Source organism: Cellvibrio sp. BR (genome assembly GCF_000263355.1).
Taxonomy (GTDB): domain Bacteria; phylum Pseudomonadota; class Gammaproteobacteria; order Pseudomonadales; family Cellvibrionaceae; genus Cellvibrio.
Genome location: NZ_JH668201.1, coordinates 25,397 through 46,365, shown reverse-complemented (window position 1 = coordinate 46,365; position 20,969 = coordinate 25,397). Strand labels below are relative to the sequence as shown.

Sequence of the window (20,969 nt, the reverse complement as noted above, 5' to 3'; positions counted from 1 at the left end):
ACTGTAGTTTTGATAACAGCATTAACAACAGGATTAAAAAGAAAATTAAAAAAATTAAACATTAAAGCCCAAAACGGGATTTTTTTTGTTCCATGACACGCTCAATACGCTGCGCAAATGCCGCCCAAAATGCATCCGGCAAATTTGCACCAATCGATAGGTAATACCAGTTAGGTTGCGCAAAGGTTTTGCATTTCACGGCGTCTTTTTCAGTCATTACCACAGGCCAAACATTATCAAAAACAAGGTCAGTCGCCGTGTAAGCGTGGTGATCAGGAAAAGCACGCAGCTGCGCATGGATACCCGATTCGCCCAGGGTATTGATAAAACGCTGCGGGTTGCCAATTCCGGCCACTGCATTTACCGGGCTCCCGGCAATTGATGACAATTGATGCTCACTGCCGGTCGCAAGATTAACCAGAGAGTGGGCCTGAATCTGCATCGGAATAAAATACAAATCGGCGAGTTGCGGCAACACAAAATTCGCTGCCGGTGAATTCACGACGACCCAATCCACGGTCGTTAAGCGACTGATTGGCTCACGCAACGGGCCAACCGGCAAACGCCAACCGTTGCCGACACCACGCTGGCCATCAACCACAGCAATTTCAATATCGCGCCCCAAGCGATAGTGCTGCAAACCATCGTCGCTGAGAATGAGGTCGCAGCCCTGATCCTCCAGCGCGCGCGCCGCCGCAAGACGATCAGGGCCGACACACACCGCACAGCCAGTTTGCTGATAGATCGTAACCGGCTCATCGCCCGCTTGGGCGGCAATGCTCTCTGCGGTGAGCAAATAAGGATAGGTTGCTACTTGTCCGCCATAACCGCGGCTGACTACACCGGGGGTGTATCCCTGCGCTTGCAACCACTGCACCAGCGCGATCAACAAGGGGGTTTTGCCCGTGCCGCCCACGGTGATATTACCCACCACAATCACCGGTGTGGCGAGTGTCGTTTGTTGCCAACGGAGCAACACATAGCGGCGAATGGCCGAGAGCAGAATAAATAGCCATGTCAGCGGCAAGAGCCAAAAACTCCAGCGACGCGAGCCATACCATGCCGATTGCCACCGATCAGTTTCAGCTGAACGCTGGGTATTAGCGGGCGGACTTGAGGGTGGTGAAGCCGGTGGAGAGGAATGCACGATAAGAACCTATCAAGCTATTGATAACGAAAATTTATGACGCGACAACTATCCTGACATCGGGGGGTAGCGCCAAAAGAAAGAAGGGCTTTTGCATGGTGAATACAAAAGCCCTGCGGGATTGCCTGACATTAGAAAACCAGCGCGAATTGTAGCTGAGTTGTTAGTCTTTTTCAGGTTCCGGTTGACGCGTAGTAATGCTCAAGCGCGCAAAGCCCAACTGCCCTGCCACATCCATCGCCTGCACTACCGCTTGATGCGGGGTTTTGGCATCCGCAGTAATCACTAGCGGTACTTGATTATTACCCTCAGAGGTTTTTTCCAGCGCTGACCTGAGTGTCGCCACCTGGTTATTCACCAGCGCCAGTCCATTCACCGAATAACTGCCATCGCTGTTGATCAGGATTTCGATCTGCTCCGGCAAGTCACTACTCTGCTCACCTACAGCTTCCGGCAGATCCACACTCAGGTGCGTTTCTTTGGTGAAGGTGGTGGAGACCATAAAAAAGATAAGCAGCAAAAACACCACGTCAATCAAGGGCGTCAGATTAATACCTTGATCTTCTACTTGTTGGCGACGAAATTTCACGTTCCGACCCCGCGCCCTTAAACCAGTTTCACATCGACGCGACGGTCGCTGTGCAATGCATCAACCAGTTTGATGGCCTCTTCTTCCATGGTGACAACAATAGTGTCGATACGGCGCTGGAAAAAGCGATGTGCAATCATCGCGGGAATCGCCACTACCAAACCTGCCGCAGTGGTGTAAAGCGCAACTGAAATACCGCCCGCCAAGACACCGGTATTACCCGTACCTTGAATCATGATGGAGTTGAATACTTGAATCATGCCGAATACGGTTCCAAGCAATCCCATCAGCGGCGCGATGTTGGCAATGGTACCCAGAATATTTACGTAGCGCTCCAATTCATGAATAACCTGGCTGGCTGCTTCTTGCACCGAGTCTTTCATGATTTCGCGGCCGTGTTTGGAGTTACTCAAACCCGCAGCCAGAATTTGACCCAGCGGTGAGGATTGTTTGAGTTCGCGCAGTTTCGTCGCATCCAACTGGTTGTTTTTAATCCAGCTCCAGACTTGCGCCAGTAAGGTTTTAGGGGCGATTTTGGCGGGGTTGAGCGTCCAATAACGTTCTGCGCTCACGGCAATCACAATCAACGAACAGGCCAATATTGGCCACATTAAAAAACCACCTGCCAGAAATATTTCAAACACAGAGACCTTCCTCTTTTAATGTCCAAACCCAATGAGCCCCTGGCTCCAAGTGCGGCGTACATTACCACAAGATCCCGCCCTTGCCATGGGGTGCGGGCCAATAGACGTCAAATGTGTGAGGAAGTTTGAGCTGCACGAAACAATTTTATTTGCAATTAAATGGTCACACTCAGCGCCTAGCCTGTAAGCAATCGGATTGCACCACACTACTGATCTTTGCGCTCGCGAACAGGTACTTACTATGCACGGACTTTCCCAACTATCCACCTTTGGTCATCAGCTGGATGGCACTCTGCAGCGTTACAAGGCGCTGGTGTATCCACAGCGCTATTGGGATTATCGCCGCTGGCTCCAGCAGCAGGTAGGCACTGAACAGCTGCACCAACTCGCACACAACCAACCTGTTGTGGTATTTGATTTTCGTGACAGCCGGATTGATGGCCCGCAAGGTCGACGTTTTTATAGTTTGTTTATTTATTTTGTGCGCGCAGGCTTTTATCCGGTACTGCGCAATAATTATTTGGTACTGGGCAACATTCAGGAAAAACACAAACGCTATTGCCTGCAGGAAAACTTCAGTGTACTGACGCACGAACGCGATTTGCCAGCGGGTTATGTATTGGTCACCGACAAATGGTATTCGAACCTGGCTGAGCGCGCCGGCAAGATTATCCACATTAATTACCAACCCGATTACAGCACAAACGACAGCTGCTTCCCGATGCCCTTTCCACTCTTCCCTCCGCTTTATGCCGCAAAAGAAGACCTGCGTTTAGCGTACTACCGGGAACAAGATAGGCAATGGAAAATATTTTTTGGTGGCGATGCGGAACCCGGCAAATACAATAAAAAATCGATTCGGGAAATTTACGCCAAACTCAGTCGCACACAAATTCTGGAGCGTTTATCCCAGCGTTTGCCCAACGATTTTTTTTGGCGCTTGAACAACCCCGAGCAACTGAAGCAAGCCGAGCAATCCTCCTACCCAGGATTGATTGCCATGAACACGCGCCACTGTAAAGTGGCCAGTGAGGAGTGGCTCGGCACTATGGCACGCGCGCACTTTTTCCTTGCCTGCCCGGGTGTGCGCTACCCCATGTCGCACAATTTAATTGAAGCCATGGCAGTGGGCACTATTCCCATTACCCAATATCCTGAATTGTTTTTCCCGGCGCTGGAGCATGGCAAAAACTGCTTGGTGTTTTCATCGCCCGATGAACTGCAAATTGCGGTGCAACAAGCCATGAGCATGGACAATGCACAGCGAGCGGAGATGAAGCAGGCTGCTCAAACCTATTACGATCAGTATCTTGCACCGCAAGCCAGCATCAAGCGCCTGCTGGAACATCGCCCTAAACATATCAGCTTGCGTTTGCTGCCATTTTTAAAAGCTGGCGGTGGTTTTGCCTGAGAAATTTAAAAAAATTAACTCTTCACTGATTGTTAGCCCACGCATTTGCGTATGAACGGGATATATCCGGAGATACGCAATGCGCAAAGCAATTTACTGGTTTCGTTACGATTTACGCCTGCACGACAACCCCGGCTGGAGCCAATTGGTCGCCAATAACGATTGGGTTATAGGGGTTTATGTATTACCTGACCGCTGGCTGCGCCCACTGCGCTATCAACAAAAAAGCCTCGGCATTCATCGTCAGCATTTTTTACTGGAATCGCTGCAGCAATTGCGGCAACAACTGCGCACTCAAGGCAGCGATTTAATAGTGGTGGTGGGCGACCCTGCTACCGCATTAACAGGCCTGGTAGAACGCTGGAACGTTAGCGCCATGGCCACCGGCGAATACCCGGGGAGCGATGAACAACGGGATGTAGAGCGCCTGCGCGATATGCTTGATATACCACTGCGCTGCCATGAAAACTTCACCCTGTTTGATCGCGCTGAGCTGCCGTTTGCGCTGGCAGATTTACCGCTGATTTTTTCGCAATTTCGCAAACTGGTGGAAGCACGGCCTTGCAGCATGCCCCTACCGCGCGCACCCAACCTGCGCCAGCCAGTTGTGCTTGAGGACTCGCCCTGCGAATTGGATCAATGGCTAGGAATCATGCGTGCGCAGCAATTAGTGCAACCGGCCGATAACCGTCGCCTGCCCTTTCACGGTGGCAGTACGGCGGGGCTCGCGCAGCTGCAGTATTTTTTAGGTGAGCACAAACTCATCAGCAATTACAAAAACACCCGCAACGGTTTGGATGGCTGGGATTTTTCCTCCAAGCTATCACCTTGGCTAGCCATGGGTTGCCTGTCGGCGCGGCAAGCAGTGCGTGCGATTAAAGACTATGAACAGGCGCATGGCGCCAATGAATCGAGCTACTGGCTGTATTTTGAATTGCTCTGGCGCGAGTATTTCCAGTGGCTGGCGTTTCGCTTTGGTAAACAACTGTTTGCATTACGCGGCGTACAAAATAAAAATCCTTTGCTGAGTTTCTACCCCGAGGCATTTGCTGCCTGGTGTGCGGGAAATACCGGCAATCAATTTGTCGATGCGTTTATGCGGCAATTGGCAGCAACCGGCTGGATGAGTAATCGCGGCCGACAAATCGTCGCCAGCTACCTGATCAATCAACTGGGTGTGGATTGGCGCTACGGCGCGGCCTGGTTTGAGCAGCAACTTATCGACTATGACTGCGCGGCAAATTGGGGCAATTGGCAGTATCTGGCCGGCGTCGGTACAGACCCGCGTGGGCGACGGGAGTTTAATATCCAAAAACAGCGCGATACCTACGACCCTGATGGGGAATTTATCCAGCGCTGGTGCGGAAACTAGCGCAAAAAACGGGCTGCTGAACGGGTGAAAAGCCTTATACTGGTGGCCCTTTTTATTGACTGGATGGTATTTCCCTTGAGCACCCCCACAATTCCGACCAATGCCCCTGCCTACAACGCTAGCACTAACACCTCCGATGCCGACCGCAGTGCGTTTATCGACTGGTTAACTGCGCAGACAGTGGCCGAACTGCAAGCCGCACGCGACAACGAAACAGCGCTGCATCAAGCCGTAAAGAATTATGTACAACGCGCGCTGGCTGCCGAATTGACGTTTGAGGATATCGAAGAGATCCTCGGGATCAATGAACCCTGCATTATGGATTTGGCCGAATTATCCGAAGCGGATGAAGAAGCTGTAGTAGATGCCTTTGAAGACCTGTGTAACGCCTGATATGTTGATTAATCACCCTTGGCAGAGCCAATCTGCCGCCAACCACACCGTTTATCTCAGCCGTTTTAGCGGCAGCGATCAGCCCGCACTAAAACAAGCCCTGGAAACCTGCGCCGCCAAAGCCGTTGGCCTGCTGGATGTAAACATTCAGGAGGATTCACTCTACTTACTGTTTGAATGGAACCCTGCGCGTGCGGAATTAGTGATTGTGGTTACCGATGCAAACAAAACCAATGACGGCGCCTACAAGGTGCAGGCAGAGTTGCCAGACCTGCAAGACAAGGCGGCGGACGAAACCCTACCAGAGACCATCAAATTTTTGCTGAGTGATTTTTTGGCGAGTTATAGCCCGTTTTTCAGCTATTCATTAGTGGCTACTTTCCATAGCAGCTCGCGGGCTGAGACAAGTTTGCTATAAGCCTTGCACGATAAAACAGTCGCGGCAGCGCAATGATTCTCAGCTATAGTTAATTGCAGCCACTCACCGTAATAACCAATGGCCTAGATCTCCCTCGCTGACTTTTTTGCCGGAGTAATACTATGAATCCCTATCATCAAAGTTTGATTTTGATTGGCATGCCCGGCGCAGGTAAAAGCACACTGGGGCTGCTGCTGGCAAAAAATCTGGCGAAGGATTTTGTCGATACCGATCTGCTTATCCAGCTTGAACACCGCAAAACCCTGCAAGATATTTTGCACCACCATGGGTACATGGCGCTGCGCAATGCAGAGGAAAAAGTGTTGTTGAATGCCCACTACCCCAACCATGTGATCGCCACTGGTGGCAGCGCGGTATACAGCGATGTTGCCATGCATCACTTAAAACAATTTGGTCCGATTGTGTTTTTGGACGTGACAGTAGGTGAGCTGGAAAAACGCATTCACAATATGGAAAACCGTGGTATTGCTCGCCCAGCCGGGCAAAGTTTTGCCGATGTCTATAGCGAGCGGCGCCCGCTTTATTTACGCTATGCGGACATAGTGATTGATTGCGATGGCAAAAATATTGAAGACCTGCTGGATGAAATAATCTGTCAGGAGGCAAATGCCTTTGCCGCAGCAGATGCCTGACCGCACGCGCTAAAACAATTCAACCCGGCTATCGTGCTCATCCTCCTCTGTTGCCCCTTCGGGGGCATCCAGCAAATGCGCTACATTATCCAACTCCTGCACCAAGCTGCGGAAATGTACCTCTACCGCTTCCGTCGCTTCTTGCAGCCCCTCCAGCGACACTAGCGCCTTTTCCGACAAACTGAGCAACGCCGTTTCTTGCTCCATATTCAAATCAAGACCCGTCGCCATCAGGCGTAGGGAATCGGATAGCTCCGTCATAATTTCTTTAACCGCGTTGCGGTTATCGCGCGAGGACATTTCCAGCAACATCATCACGGTACGCGTATTGTCCTGCTGGATTTTTAACAGCGAATTCACCTTCAAGGTTTTTGCGCGCGCCTCGGCAATAGACACCAAATGCGCCAGCACATCGCGCAGGCGACCATAGCGCTCCTCATCACTGGCCGGCGCATCCGTCACTAATAACTGCAGGTGTGTAAAGCTGAATAACAAAAACCGCCCCTGGGAAATAATGCGTGCACTGGTATCACGCGCGAGGCTAAGCAGCTGCAAATAAGCGGGAGATATAGCGGCGGGAAACAAGCGGGTTTCATCATCAAATACAAATTGCACAACGCCACTTAAATTGAGGTCACCGAGGCAGCTGTGAATCAAATGCGCTAAGCGCTCCAGTTCCATCACCTCCTGTATTTTTTCAGCGAATACGGCGATGGTGCCCATTTCCGACGCCGATGACATGGCGGTAAACGCAATGGCGGAAAAGTTTTTTAATTCCTGTTGCAGCGCGAGGATCGACTGTTTGTCCTCGTACACCTTGCGCATTACCAAGGCGTAATCGGCTTGGCTCATAGCGCTGGTTATGTAAGCGTCCACCCCTACATGAGTTAACTGGATTGCTACATCACTGTGACCATTCCCTCTGGTGAGCAGCACGATTTTAGGTAAATGAACGGGAATCAACTCAAGCCAACTATGCTCCGGCACAATGGCACCCTCGGCAAACACCAACAGATCGACTGCATGACAAAGCGCTTCAAAATCAGACGCTGAATGTATCTCCTGCCGATACGGCGCCGCATCATCAAGCAACGCACCGGTGTTATTCACGATCATGTGCTGATCAGGCACCCGATAACACCGGGCGGGGTCCCCTACTAACCACAATGCTTCCATAACATCATCCTCGACAAAATCACATTACCGCTGCAAATCGCTGCAGCGTTTAAAATATAGTCAAGGTTTGTTGGAATCATGAAATATTTGACTGATCACCACTGCTTAACGCGCTAAAGGGTGAAATTTAGCCGCCATCCGCGTAGAGTGTTCATCCGCCGATGATCTTCGAGAGTTCTTATGGAAAACAGTATTGATAGCAGCAACGATACCAACCACGACACCAACAAAGACATCCACCACGAAGAACCCGCCTTACTCAATGCCATTGAGGCCCGTGTATTAGGCGCCCTGATGGAAAAACAGCTAACCACACCCGACCAGTACCCGCTAACGCTCAACAGCCTGTTATTGGCCTGCAACCAAAAAACCAGTCGCGAACCTATTAGCAATTATGAGAGCGGTCAGGTACAACGCTGTGTCAGTGAATTGCAGGATCGTCAATTGCTCAGTGTGGATTACGGCAACCGCGCCGCACGTTACGACCAACGCCTGACCCGCGTGCTCAGTGTAGATAAAGCCACCCAGGCTATTTTGACGGTACTGCTGCTGCGCGGCCCGCAAACCGTGGCAGAAATTCATACCCGGACCCAACGCATGGTGGAATTTGCCGGCCATCAGGCACTGGAAGAAAAACTGCAGCAGCTCTGCGCCAAAACCAAGCCTCATGTGGTACACATTCCCCGGCAGGCTGGCCAGCGTGAAGATCGCTACATGCACCTACTCTGCGGTGCACCGGATTTAGCCGCGATTGCCGCCATGCAAAACAGCACCATTAGCCGCAGCAGCAATGATGAACACAGCGCGCAGCATGAACATCAAAAGCAACTTGAACAAAAAGTACAACAATTGGAAAGCCGTATTGAGTTACTGGAAAAACAAGTTGCGACGCTGATGGAGTTAAACGGCGTTAGCAATGACGATTTAAACTAATTTTTTTGTTTGTGATTAAGTAAAGGTAAAACCATGACAGTTGTAAGCACCAAAAAAGCACCACAGCGCAGTAAGCGTTTGCGCAAAAAATTATTTCAGGACGAGTTCGCCACCTTTGGTTTTGAACTGGAATGTGAATTTAAAAGCGACTTAACCGACGAAACCATCAGCGAATTTGTCGATAGCTTTTTTATCGATGCCATTAACGCCGAGGGTCTGGTATTTGGTGGCGGGCTCTCCAGCAAACGCCTCTCGGGTTTTGTCGGCTCTGCCAAACGCTACGGTTCAACCACCGAAGCGGACAAAGCAAAATTGCACGCGTGGTTAGTGGCACAACCGCAAGTTGCCAAGGTCGAGCTGAGTGAAATTATGGATGCGAATTACTATTTGTAAATAATCCAGTGTAAATGATCAACGCACAGCCATCAGGCTTGGCTGTGCGAAAAAGATAGAATATCTGCCTTCTTTTATAACCACACTTGAAATACTATAGAGCGCAGAGGCTAATGCACAAGGAATGGCATTATCATTAAATAATAATAAATGATGTAACAGGCTTACAGGGTGTTTGTCTTTTCATGACGGTGGGAACGCTCTTTTATGACAATTGAGTTTTATAAGCGCATTGCCTTTCGTCTAATGCGATCCAGCTTAGCTATAGCTCTTATATTGGGACTCATTGTTGCGCTGTTCCAAGTAGTTATAGATTTGGGGTATCAACGCCAACAAATAGATAACAACGTCGACGAGATTTTTCGGGTAGTACAAAATTCCGCGCAGCGTGCAGTGCACCAATTAGACGCCAACCTGGCTAACGAAGTTATCAAAGGTTTGGAAAACTATAACTTCATTACTTATGCCGCCATTTTGGATGACCGCGACCAGGTCATCGCTGATTATTCATCCTCCCCCTCTCCGTCCGATACGCTCTGGTTAACACGACTCATTGCGGAAGAAATCAAAACCTACCAGCTCGATCTCATCTACACCGACAATACCTATGAGGGAAAACTGGTAGTGAGCGTAAGCAATGACTTGGGTTTTGCACCTTTTTATGATCGGGTGCTCACCATCATAGTGTCGGGTTTACTCCGGAACCTTAGTCTGGCATTAGTACTTTTTGCACTTTTCCATTTTATGCTCACGCGCCCCCTGGTCACTATAGCGCAGCGGTTTTCCATGATACGGCCGGAGCAAACTGAGCGAAAACGTATCGACCATGTTGAAGGGCACCGATTTGATGAACTGGGCTACATTGTCAATGATGCCAACAGCTTCCTTGCCGCACTTGAACACTGGCAAACCGGCTTGACCAAAAGTGAACAGCAATTGCGCCTTATTTTGGATACCAGCCCCAATCTGGTATTTGCCGTCGATGAAAACTACCGGTTCATTTTTGCAAATAACACCACAGAACAGTTTTATCAAAAGAACCAAACCGACCTCATTGGTCAGGATTATTGTGATGTACACAAGAGTGTTGATAAGGAAGAAGCAAAAGCCCTGACTTCCAGCCTAAAACAGTTGGACTTTAACAACCCCCAAGGCCTCACGGTGGAGCACAAACTCACCACCGCAAGCGGCGATAAACTGGTTATACAAATGACCTTTATCGCCTTCACGCTCGATGGCAAATCCTGTGTACTCATCGTTGGGCTTGATATCACCAAACGGGTTAAAGCCGAAGAGCGCGTTGAATACCTTGCCTATTTTGATACCCTCACCGATCTGCCCAATCGCAATTTATTTCAGAACCAACTAAAAAAGGATGTGAGACGCGCTAACCGCACTCACAACTTTGGCGCGCTTTTGTTTATCGATTTTGACGATTTCAAACGCATTAACGACACCATTGGCCATTCGCTGGGCGATGAACTCTTACTAAAGCTCTCGGTAAAAATCCGCAAACTATTGCCAGAATCAGACACGCTTGCACGTTTAGGGGGGGACGAATTTGTTATCAGCATGCCGGATTTAGACAAAGACCTTGAGGCAGCAAAAAATCAGGCAATAACCCTAACCAAACACCTGCTCGCAACAATCAATGCGCCGGTGGCCCTGAGTAACGGCGCTGAATTTGTGGTGAGTGGCAGCATCGGGATTGTGATGTACCCCTTCGAGGATAGTGACACCGAAGTACTCTTGCGCTTTGCCGATACCGCCATGTACAAAGCCAAAGCACATGGCCGCAATGGCTATCAGCTGTTTGAGGAATCCATGGCGGCAGAGGTCCATAGACATGTGCAATTGGAGTCAGACCTACGGGAGGCAATTAAAAAGAAACAGTTCTCTATAGTGCTGCAGCCCATCGTCAACGGGCTCTCAGGGAACCTGGTAGCAGCAGAGGCGTTAATTCGCTGGAATCATCCAACCCAGGGCTTGGTTTCACCGAATGATTTCATTCCCTTCCTTGAAAACTCCGGCATGATCGTCGATGTTGACTATGTGATGGTGGACAAAGCCTGTGCGTTTTTAAAAGAGTTAATGATCGCAGGCGTACTTCCGCCCCAATTTCGTATCACCTTAAACCTGTGCGCCAACACTTTGTATCAAGCGGATTTTGTTGAGCGTATTGTTGCTATTGTTGAAGGTTACGGGGTATCCGAACGCAATATTGAGTTTGAGATTACTGAACGAGCGGCACTGCACCGCCTTGATGAGGTGGTGGCAAAAATAGTTACCCTGCAACGCCGTGGTGCAACTTTTTCACTGGACGATTTTGGCACCGGCTACAGCTCACTGAGTTATTTAAAACGTATCCCCATCAACAAGATCAAAATCGACAAATCCTTTATCGATGACCTGATGGTAGATGGTGAGGATGAGGTACTGGTCGAGTCCATTATCGCCATCGCCCGCACCATGAAATTGGCTGTGGTTGCCGAAGGAGTGGAAACGCAGGTGCAGGCAGACTGGTTAAATCGATATCCCGATATTTGTTTTCAGGGATACTTAATCGATAAGCCCATGACCCCGAATGCCTGTCGCCTGAAATATATGCCCGCCCAATCGATAGAAACGGAACCTTTGAAGGGAAGCGTCTAAGCTTTTTCTTTCTAAAAAGATCAAAAATCAGCGCACTTCCGAAAAAGTATGTGACAAAAGCTACAAAAAATATTTATTTTTATACTTTTTTTGAATATTAAAACTAATAATAATTCACTATAAGAATATTAAAATATAGTTATAACCCCCTCTTTTTTATACCCATCTGGTCTATCTAATTATCCCTAGTTATTCCACCTTTGAAGCTAAAACCCGCTTAAAACAGGGGAAAAACTCCATTAGAGATTATTCAATCTAAACGTTTTTCGGCCTACGGCTAATTGGTGACAACCACCACCATAGGTTGTCATTGAGCAAAAAAAACACTCGCACAAGTAAATATCGGCACTGTCGTCAAAATACACATCTGGATATAATTTGCGCACTTTGAAATTACCGAAGGGATGCGCAACACCGAGATCTATCCTGCAAATGTTAAATCACATCAAGTTACTCGATTTAAATATACCCAACGATCAACAAGTACTTCCCACACTTCCACTCAATATCCCGCGAGAAGCCTCCACCTATGCAGATATGATCGTGAATTATCTGCAGCTCCTGGGTATTGATAAAGTGTTCGGTGTGCCGGGCGGTGCAATAGAGCCTTTGCTCAATGCTCTGGCTCGCTCTGAACGCAACGGCGGCCCGCGATTAGTGGTGGCGCGGCACGAGTGTGGCGCCGCGTTTATGGCCGAAGGCTACAGCCGGGAAACCGGAAAGATGGGCGTGGTCTGCGCGACTACCGGCCCTGGTGCCACTAACCTGATTACCGGTATCTGCTCCGCCATCAGCGAAGAGATCCCGATGCTGGTAATTACCGCGCAAACCCCGCTGCCCAAGTTTGGCAAGCGTGCGCTGCAGGAGTCCAGTTGCACGGCAATTGATACGGTCGGGTTATTTCGCCATTGCACCCGCTACAACACGCTCATATCCCACCACGAACAGCTGGAGAGCAAATTGGTATCGGCTTTAATGGCGGCGCATCGCACCCCGCAGGGGCCGGCCCATATCAGCATACCTTCCGATGTTTTGCGCACTCCTGCCCAGATAAAACCGCACATTCATGCGGATTTATTAATTCATGATTTTTTTGTGTCCGACGAATCGGCAATCAATCGCCTCTGTGAAAAGTTGGGGCGCGTTGACACTATTGCCGTTTATGTGGGTAACGGCGCAGGCAGTGCGCATAAGGAAATCATTAAATTTATTGAATTGACGGGTGCCGCGTTTGTCACCGGCCCGATGGGAAAAAGTTGGGTTGATGAAACCCATCCCCAGTACCGAGGCGTGTACGGTTTTGCCGGACACGAGAGTGCCAAAGAATTATTTCAAGGAGATAAGATCGATCTGATTATCGCTGTGGGTGCCGCCCTCGGAGAAATGGGGACCGGCGGTTGGAATGATGACCTGTTAAATACCAAACTGGTGCACATTGATTCTTCCGTGGAGCACTTCACTCGCTCGCCCATGGCCAACCTGCATGTGTTTGGAAATTTGCACACCATTTTTACGCGGCTCATTGAAAATGTGGCAGCGGCGCGCAAGTGGGGCCGCACCTGGCAAACCATTCCCGGCAATACCGAAAAAAATGTATTAGGTACACACGTTACCTTGCGCGAACCGGAAAAATGTTTGAGCGACGCAAGCCCCATTAAACCCCAGCGACTTATGGCGCATTTGGCGCTAACACTGCCCGAAGACACTCGCGTATTTATCGATGCGGGCAATGCTTGGGCTTGGGCAACACATTATTTTGTGCGACCGAATAATCAGGGTTATTACCGTATTGCGATGGGCTTTGGCTCCATGGCCTGGGCGATTGGTGCATCCATTGGCAGCGCCTTTGCAAAAGAAACTGGCCCTACGCTCTGCCTAGTGGGCGATGGTTCCTATTTAATGAGCGCACAGGAAATAACCGTAGCCGCCCAGCACCAACTGCCGGTGGTGTTTATGGTGTTAAACGATGCCGCACTGGGCATGGTGAAACACGGCCAACGCTTGGGCAACCAGGAATCCATCGGCTGGGAGCTAAACAGTATCAACTATGCCGCCATGGCCGAAGCCATGGGTGTTGAGGGTATCGTCATTACCTCACCCCAAGAATTGGTTGAGCTGGATATGCCTGCGCTGTTTGCAAAAAATGGCCCGACCCTGATTGACGTGCGCATTGATCGCGATGAAGTGCCTCCTATGGGGGATCGCATCAAAGGCTTGGCGATTAATGGCTCGGCAACACCCGGCGGCTAACACAGACCAAACCTAATCGTTATAGCAACCACCAATAATTCCCCTGAATTTTTATCCACACTTATTTTTATGAATGAGAGGTTTTTGTTTTGTCCCATATAGAAGCAACGGGTAGTTATCTACCATCCAACATCGTCCTCAATAGTGAATTTGTGGGCGGCAATGCCTTGTTTGAATCCATGGATGAATACTTTTCCGGCTACGAAGAACGTCGCCATGCCAGTGCGGTTGAAACCGCCTTGATGATGGCGGTCGAAGCCGCTAAAGATGCCTTGGCTAACAGTAAATACACGGCAATGGATATCGATTTAATTATCGGCATTATCCAACCCAGTCGAAATGTTTACGGCGATGATTTGAATTTGATGCAACACGAGTTAGGTGCATGGAATGCCTCGGTGTTGCCGATCAATACTGCGTGCTCCTCGTTTATTACCGCATTAAATATGGCGGATTCGCTGATCAGCACCGGCAAAAATAAAGTGGTACTCATAGTAACCTCGACCGATTGGGTTCACACTATGCTGGACACCACCAAGCCAAACTTTGCTTTTGCGGGCGATGGTGCAGGCGCGGTAATTTTGGATGCTTCCTCAGAGTCTTTTATTGATAAGCATGAATTAAACAATACCAAGCCGGAAGTGTTTAACGCGCTGGTAATGAAAAATGCACAATTTACCCAACAGAAAGAATTTTTTACTGTGCGCCCCCCGGAAGGAAGAACCACCATAAAAGATTTAATTTTGTTTCCTATGTCTGTCGCAAAAACGCTGCTTGATAGAAACCCGAGCCTTGCAGTTGATAAGGTGATAATGCACCAGTCCGGATTAAAAATGATGCAAGTCTGGGCCGACAAACTGGAAATTTCTGAGGACAAAATCCGGCATACCATAGGGCTTTATGCCAACATGACCGTAGCTAATATACCGGTAACATTGGATTACTGGCGAAAGAAAGGTGATTTACAAAGAGGTGAAAAAATATTATTCATGGCGCCTTCAGCGGGCGGCTATTCAATTGCCATGCTGTGGGAATATTAATTTTATTTTTTATTCGAGCCTCTGATCACACCAGAGGCTCGATCTTGCACTGACCACTTCAGTTATTTATTCAAATGACTTGATTAAAGATTTTTTTAACTGAATCAATGAACCAGGGTAGCGTAAGGCCCCAAAATTTTACCCAATTCACCCGATTCTCTCAGCAGTTCTAATTGCACATTTAGTTGTTCTATAAACTGAAGATTTTTGGCATTCTTGTGACACACCACCGAGGCGCCCTCACCTTCAAAAACGGAAAGCTTTTTATTGTATTCCGGAATTGGCACGCCAAGTTTTTGGGCGGCCAGAAAAACATCCGGTGTAAACCCTACTATTGCATCTACCCGTTTTTTTGTCAGCATATTAACGCGCACCTCTTCACTGGCCACTTCGTCAACCACCGCATTAACTCCCTGCAAATAAATATTGCGATCAAAACCGAGCCAGATGGCGACTCTTTTATCGTTTAGCTCATTAAAAGAGGCGATAGTTTTTTCACCTTGCCGTGTAAAAACGCGCATGCTGATATAGTCGATGGGATTCGAGGCAATGAATTCACGGCCTTTTGTTTGTTCGGAAAAATGTGTTTGTATTGAATTCAGGGACGAAGGGAAAATACAGTCTTCGCTATCCATTAAGTTACGCACGGCGCGGGTCAATGGAAAAATCACCAACTTAAAGTTGAGATTTTTATCGGCCAGGGCTTCCAATAGCTTGTTGTATTGATCATTGCCATTTTCACGTAGGCGATATTCCAATGCCACACCAGAAATGCTGATTGGAGCTTCTGCTTCAACCTTGGTTTGTGCTGCCGCCGTTCCCACCAACAGCATGCCCGCCAGAAAAAACACGCTTTGTTTGATTCGTTTCAGGTTCATAGTTATCAATCCCATTGTTTAGAAACTGTATTCCAGCGAGAGCCCAACTTCACGTCGCCTACCATAGGTAGCACTTGAAATACCGACAGACGAAAGTTCAGTGGTGCCACTTAAAAAATAGGTCTCGTCGGTAAGGTTGTTACAAAATAGCGAGGCCTTGATCGTATCCTGATTATTTGCCCAGGTTACCGAACCATTAACCAAAGTAAACGCCGGTTGCGCGATAGATTCTACATTTAACGGGTCATTGTAGGTTTTGCTTTTGTAACTTAACTCCAAGGTGGTTGTGAGGCTGCCATAGTCTCTGAGGTGATAATCGTATTCACCTCTTACAAATGCATTCCAGCGCGGAATTTTTTGTAAGTCATCGTCTTTATTCAAGAGGGTGCTCTCTCCTAACTCGGTATAACGAGCATCAAGATACCCAAAGCCGGTACGGATCTGAAAGTTATCAACCACCGTAACTATCGCCTCAAATTCGGCACCGTCAATGGTAGCTTTTGCAGCGTTATCGATGGTGACAGCAATTAAATTATTCGCACCGACAGTCAGCACCGAGACCTGCATGTTGGTGTATTCGGTGGTAAACACCGCGCCCTGTAGGTAAAGCCAATCGTATTGTTGCTTGAATCCCAACTCATAGGTGGTGGCGTTTTCCGGGTCAAAGGTATCTATAACCGGAGTGCCGTTTTGGGCATCGGTTGGTGGGTTAACCAAGCGACCATTGTAGCCACCACTTTTAAAACCTTCGCTGTAACTGGAGTAAAGCATGGTGCGATCGTTAATATCGTAGGAGATATTTAACCCGGGTGAGACTTCCCGCCACACATCCGTGGGTTTCTGTTCCGGGCCAATCAACTGGGCTCCACTGTTGACGGTAAAGTTATCGATAAAAAATTCTTTTTGTTCACGTGTCATACGCAAACCACCCGTTACTTCCCAGGCATCCTGTTCCCAGGAGAGCTGACCAAAAAGCGCGCGGCTATCGACATCCACTACATTATTCACATCAAAAGTTGCATCGGCGCCGCCGCCAGTCGCCTCAAACAATCCATCCAAAAAAACAACGTCCTGGTGATTGGTAATATCTTCCTTCAGATAAAAAGCCCCTAGTGTCCAGGATAAATGGTTGCCGCTAGTGCCGGTTAAACGCAGCTCTTCACTGAATTGCGATTGCTCATCCAGATTCACCACGCTGCCATAATTCAGCGGTGAACCATCCGCGTCCCGCGAATAGGTGCCCTCCATGGCGCGGTATCCTGTAACTGAAGTCAGGGTCATTGTTGGGGATAGTTCAATATCGCCGGTGAGCGACAGGCCTTTTACATCTATATCATCCTGTGAAGGACCAGTACTGAAGGTATTAAACCCATCGCCTGTGGGCAACCAACGAGCGTCCCATTGGGTATTAAACCGCGGCCCAGCGATAAGTGCATTGAACGCCTCCCAGTTGGTTAAGGGTTCCCCCGGTGGCAGTGTGCTTAGATCCCTGCCCTCGGCGATTTCTATCATCACCTCTGCCGCACCGTTTTGGCGTTGGCGGGTATAGTCACCGGTTAAGCGAACATCGATATGTTCGGCAGGCTGCCAATGCAATATGCCTTTCAAAGTACTGCGGTTTATGTTGCCCTGATCTTTCCCATCCAGCGTCCGCTCTACATAACCATCGCGGTTTTCATCCAGTAAGGAAATACGACCAGCCAAGTTCTCGGCCAATGGACCTTCTGCACTTAAAGCAAGATCCTGACGATCCTTGCTACCACCCGTAAGGGCGATAGTTGCGCTGGCTTCATTGCTGGGTAAGCGTGAAATAACATTCACCGCTCCACCGATAGTATTTTTGCCAAACAGCGTTCCCTGGGGGCCGCGTAATATTTCCACGCGCTCAATGTCGTTCACCTTCAGCACACCGCCAACCGAGCGGGCGATATAAACACCATCGAGATAAATACCCACGCCCGGGTCATTGGTTGAAAGGAAATCATTTTGGCCGATACCGCGAATAAACACTGCCGCGGCGTTGCTGGTGCCCGAGATAGGTGGCGATGCAGAAAACTCCACGTTGGGGGCTAAAGCTGCCAAATTGGAAATGTCGCTGATGGTCGGATTGGAGAGTATCCCGGCGCCGAACGCGGTAATCGCTATAGGTACATCCAACAGGCTTTCTTCGCGCTTTCTGGCAGTGACCATTACCTCTTCAATGGTTTTTGTTACTGAGGTTTCCTTCCCATTAATGTCATCCTCGGACAGCGCCGGCAGCGCCCATCCTTGACCAAACAGCAACAAGAGCGCTGAAAGGCTTAGTTTATTCTTAGTAGAACAGGGGGACATGTGATTTACCTTGATGGGTATTTGGAATTTTTTGGCTAACAACCATTATTAACATCTCAAAAATGATTGCCAGGATTAGCAAGAGACAACTCCCAGTCGATAGGTATAGTAGTGAATTGCTAAAAATAAACAACTTCGCCGCCAATATTGCGCTCACTGATTAGATTTTAGAATTGCCTGATTTTTGCCAAGCGCTAAACACCAATAACCTGAAGAATCCTGAAGCGCTCTAAAGAAACCAAAAACAAAAAAGGCTGTGCCGGTTTAACACCGAACACAGCCTTTATAAAACCCCTGTTATCTCTCAAGCCAAGCCCTGTTTTACAGGAGGCTCGATTTGCGACAATTAGGGCAACGTAATAATCGAAACAGAACCGATTGGATCATACGAATAATCGTCCTTAGCCTCACCTTCATCGGCCGTCAGGATAAATTTTCCGTCCGGTGAAAAGGTCAGCATATCGGGCAAGGCGCCGACTTTGGCAATACCGAGCAATGCATAACTGCTGGTATCAAAAACCACCACGGTACCTGTCTGGGTTTTATCAACCGCTTGCAATGCGCCCGCAATTTTACCGTTGCTCACAGCCACACTATTAATACCACCACCGTAAGGGCTAAGGTCGATAGTGGTCAGCAATGACAGTGCCGCAGGGTCGGCCAGGTTCAATACTTCAATGCGCGAATTTGCAAGCAGCTCACCGTTATTCAATACAAATAAACGTTTAGTGATTGGATCGTAGGCACTGATTTCTGCTGCAGCCACACCACCTTCCAATATCAAGCGCGAGGCAAAACTAAATTCACCATTCACATTGCCTTGGTAAACCGTCACGTTGCCGCTCTCCTCGTTGGACACCACTAACAAGGGATTACCGTTGGGGCTGTTAGCCGCACTGATAAACAAAATCCCTTCCGGTGCATCATCACCTTCGGTGATCAGCATTTGACTAAATTGGATATTGCCAAGATCAGTAATGTCATACACCGCTACCGCATCGGCACGTTCCAAACCGACAAATACAAACCGTTTGGAACCAACCATGCCAATCGCCAGATTCTCCGGCTCAACACCTTTGGCATCGCTGCGGTCATCCGGGTAAACACCGGCGTTATTAGCTTGGACTTCCAAATCATTGCCGCTGTCATACACCTGTTCACCCGTAGTGCCATTCCAAATACTGAATGAACGCGCACCAAAACTCAGCAATTCACTGAATACAGTTTCCGCGCTGGAGGTTTTTGCAAATTGCGTCACCAGCAAACGGCCCAACTGCGCATTTTGTTTTAGCTCAGTGGCATTGGGGAAATCCGATTCGTCGAGCGTGATATCGGCGACTTTTACACCCTCTTCAAAATTCGTGTAGTAATCGCGCACATCGCCTTCATTGGCGGTAATCACATAATCCATTCCACCATCATTAAATGCAGCAATGCCGTCAGGCTGATAAATACCAAACACTTTTGGATACGCGGCAAACTCGACTTTATCATCCCGGTCACTCGGGTCGATCTCATTGCCTACTGCACCGTAATCTTTAAAACCCAAGGGAAAAATATTAGTGATAGCCGGGGTACCATCCAGATTAATACGTGCAACACCGTTGTTTTCTTGCAGCGTTACCCAGGCTGTTTTTGAGTCAGCAGCAACGGCAATGTATTCCGGTTCAACATCTTTGGCTAAATCGGCGTTCAAACCAAATACACGGAAACCACTATTTTCCAACGTGGTTTCGTCGTCATTAAACGAGGAAAAATTCAGCGTAGTGACGGTTAAATTCAACGCGGGGGTCATAAAGTTTTTCAGGCCGGGCGATGCGTAAAGCTGGGGAGCACTACCATCGCCCAAGTCGATAAATTCACCGCCGTCTGGCAGGCGACCGTACGCGTTTACGTGAAAGTCGCCGTGGCTTACGTTATCAATAATCGCTTCAAAACGCGCCAGAATAATATTTTCGTTTTTACCAATACCAAAACCACCCGTGCTGTTAGTGATTGCACCGGCCGGTGCATTGGTGGGTAAATTTGTACCGGTGGCTACATCGGTCAACAACACCAGAAAACCATGTCCGGGAATAGTAGTGCCGCCGGGAATGGGCATGAGAGTATTTTCGCTGTCGCTCAGCGACCATTCACCTTCCGCAAACACATAGGGTTGCGATGATTTGTTGTAAAGCTCTACGTAATCAAAATCCAAATCGGCGCGGCCTTTGGATACCACTTCGTTAATCACAATATCGCTCTGCGATGCGGGTGGGTTCACTACTGGTAAAGCGTTAATCACACCGGGAGTTGCGGTCAGCGCTTCAGCTTCATCGTGCCACTCGCCACCATCGGGCAAACGGCCAATGGTGTTTACATGGCTACCGGCAGCCCAACCTTTTTCATCAATAATTTCGCCCTTGTGGGTCAGCAATGCTGTATCGCCTTTACCCAAACCAAATTCAGCGGCACCGCCAATAATGGTTCCCTCGGGCGCACCAAAGGGTACGGCAGTTTGATCCACCGCTACCAACAAGAATCCTTTAGCCGGAATGACACTGCCCGCCGGTATTAACACGCCGGGAACTTTGTCCTCACTAAAACCTTTTAAATCGTTGACCGCCCATTCGCCTTCGACGAAGGTGTAATCGCTATTGCCTGGGTTGTAGATTTCGATGTAGTCATAACCACCGCCGTCCGAGCGCAT

Annotated in this window: 17 protein-coding genes; 10 read left to right on the top strand and 7 right to left on the bottom strand. The window is 48.8% G+C overall.

Translation table 11 applies throughout. The annotated features are described in order from the left end of the window. Positions 1-61: 61 nt before the first annotated feature. The 3 genes from lpxK to O59_RS05415 form a co-directional block, all read right to left on the bottom strand. On the bottom strand, positions 62-1,147 hold the full coding sequence (lpxK, locus tag O59_RS05425; protein ID WP_007640368.1) for a tetraacyldisaccharide 4'-kinase: 1,086 nt from the start codon (positions 1,145-1,147) through the stop codon (positions 62-64). 163 nt (positions 1,148-1,310) lie between these two features. Next, positions 1,311-1,736, bottom strand: a complete 426-nt coding sequence (locus O59_RS05420; protein WP_007640366.1) for a biopolymer transporter ExbD — start codon at positions 1,734-1,736, stop codon at positions 1,311-1,313. A gap of 17 nt (positions 1,737-1,753) precedes the next feature. Beyond that, positions 1,754-2,380: a MotA/TolQ/ExbB proton channel family protein gene (locus O59_RS05415; RefSeq protein WP_007640364.1), complete on the bottom strand. Its 627-nt coding sequence runs from the start codon at positions 2,378-2,380 to the stop codon at positions 1,754-1,756. A 241-nt stretch (positions 2,381-2,621) separates the two neighbouring features. Here O59_RS05415 and O59_RS05410 point away from each other — a divergent pair, with 241 nt between their 5' ends. From O59_RS05410 to O59_RS05390, 5 genes are all read left to right on the top strand, one after another. Continuing rightward, positions 2,622-3,791, top strand: coding sequence for a glycosyltransferase (locus O59_RS05410; protein WP_007640362.1), 1,170 nt, complete (start codon positions 2,622-2,624; stop codon positions 3,789-3,791). A gap of 79 nt (positions 3,792-3,870) precedes the next feature. Next, positions 3,871-5,163, top strand: coding sequence for a DASH family cryptochrome (locus O59_RS05405; RefSeq protein ID WP_007640360.1), 1,293 nt, complete (start codon positions 3,871-3,873; stop codon positions 5,161-5,163). Between the two features lie 75 nt (positions 5,164-5,238). Next, complete coding sequence (locus tag O59_RS05400; RefSeq protein ID WP_157152493.1) at positions 5,239-5,556, top strand: hypothetical protein; 318 nt, start codon at positions 5,239-5,241, stop codon at positions 5,554-5,556. Further along, positions 5,528-5,974: a hypothetical protein gene (locus tag O59_RS05395; RefSeq protein WP_157152492.1), complete on the top strand. Its 447-nt coding sequence runs from the start codon at positions 5,528-5,530 to the stop codon at positions 5,972-5,974. The genes O59_RS05400 and O59_RS05395 overlap by 29 nt, the downstream gene beginning before the upstream one ends. A 122-nt stretch (positions 5,975-6,096) precedes the next feature. Next, positions 6,097-6,627 carry a shikimate kinase gene (locus O59_RS05390; protein WP_007640355.1) on the top strand — a complete coding sequence of 177 codons (531 nt, stop codon included), beginning with the start codon at positions 6,097-6,099 and terminating at the stop codon, positions 6,625-6,627. 9 nt (positions 6,628-6,636) lie between these two features. Here O59_RS05390 and O59_RS05385 read toward each other — a convergent pair whose 3' ends face one another. After that, on the bottom strand, positions 6,637-7,803 hold the full coding sequence (locus O59_RS05385; RefSeq protein WP_040391573.1) for a hypothetical protein: 1,167 nt from the start codon (positions 7,801-7,803) through the stop codon (positions 6,637-6,639). 180 nt (positions 7,804-7,983) lie between these two features. Between O59_RS05385 and O59_RS05380 the strand changes: the two genes are divergently transcribed. From O59_RS05380 to O59_RS05360, 5 genes are all read left to right on the top strand, one after another. Then, the gene (locus O59_RS05380; protein WP_007640351.1) at positions 7,984-8,736 is read left to right on the top strand and encodes a YceH family protein; all 753 of its coding nucleotides are present in this window, start codon (positions 7,984-7,986) and stop codon (positions 8,734-8,736) included. 33 nt (positions 8,737-8,769) lie between these two features. Beyond that, positions 8,770-9,129, top strand: coding sequence for a YggL family protein (locus tag O59_RS05375; protein ID WP_007640349.1), 360 nt, complete (start codon positions 8,770-8,772; stop codon positions 9,127-9,129). Positions 9,130-9,405: 276 nt separating this feature from the next. Next, positions 9,406-11,781, top strand: a complete 2,376-nt coding sequence (locus tag O59_RS05370; protein WP_007640347.1) for a bifunctional diguanylate cyclase/phosphodiesterase — start codon at positions 9,406-9,408, stop codon at positions 11,779-11,781. 432 nt (positions 11,782-12,213) lie between these two features. After that, a complete protein-coding gene (locus O59_RS05365; RefSeq protein ID WP_007640346.1) occupies positions 12,214-14,031 on the top strand; it encodes a thiamine pyrophosphate-binding protein in 1,818 nt (605 codons plus the stop codon). A gap of 89 nt (positions 14,032-14,120) precedes the next feature. Continuing rightward, positions 14,121-15,071, top strand: a complete 951-nt coding sequence (locus O59_RS05360) for a 3-oxoacyl-ACP synthase III family protein (RefSeq protein ID WP_157152491.1) — start codon at positions 14,121-14,123, stop codon at positions 15,069-15,071. A 104-nt stretch (positions 15,072-15,175) separates the two neighbouring features. Here O59_RS05360 and O59_RS05355 read toward each other — a convergent pair whose 3' ends face one another. From O59_RS05355 to O59_RS05345, 3 genes are all read right to left on the bottom strand, one after another. Continuing rightward, positions 15,176-15,949 carry an ABC transporter substrate-binding protein gene (locus O59_RS05355; protein ID WP_007640344.1) on the bottom strand — a complete coding sequence of 258 codons (774 nt, stop codon included), beginning with the start codon at positions 15,947-15,949 and terminating at the stop codon, positions 15,176-15,178. A gap of 18 nt (positions 15,950-15,967) precedes the next feature. Continuing rightward, on the bottom strand, positions 15,968-18,280 hold the full coding sequence (locus tag O59_RS05350; RefSeq protein ID WP_040391568.1) for a TonB-dependent receptor: 2,313 nt from the start codon (positions 18,278-18,280) through the stop codon (positions 15,968-15,970). A gap of 346 nt (positions 18,281-18,626) precedes the next feature. Beyond that, positions 18,627-20,969, bottom strand: coding sequence for a choice-of-anchor I family protein (locus tag O59_RS05345; protein WP_198284763.1), 2,343 nt, complete (start codon positions 20,967-20,969; stop codon positions 18,627-18,629).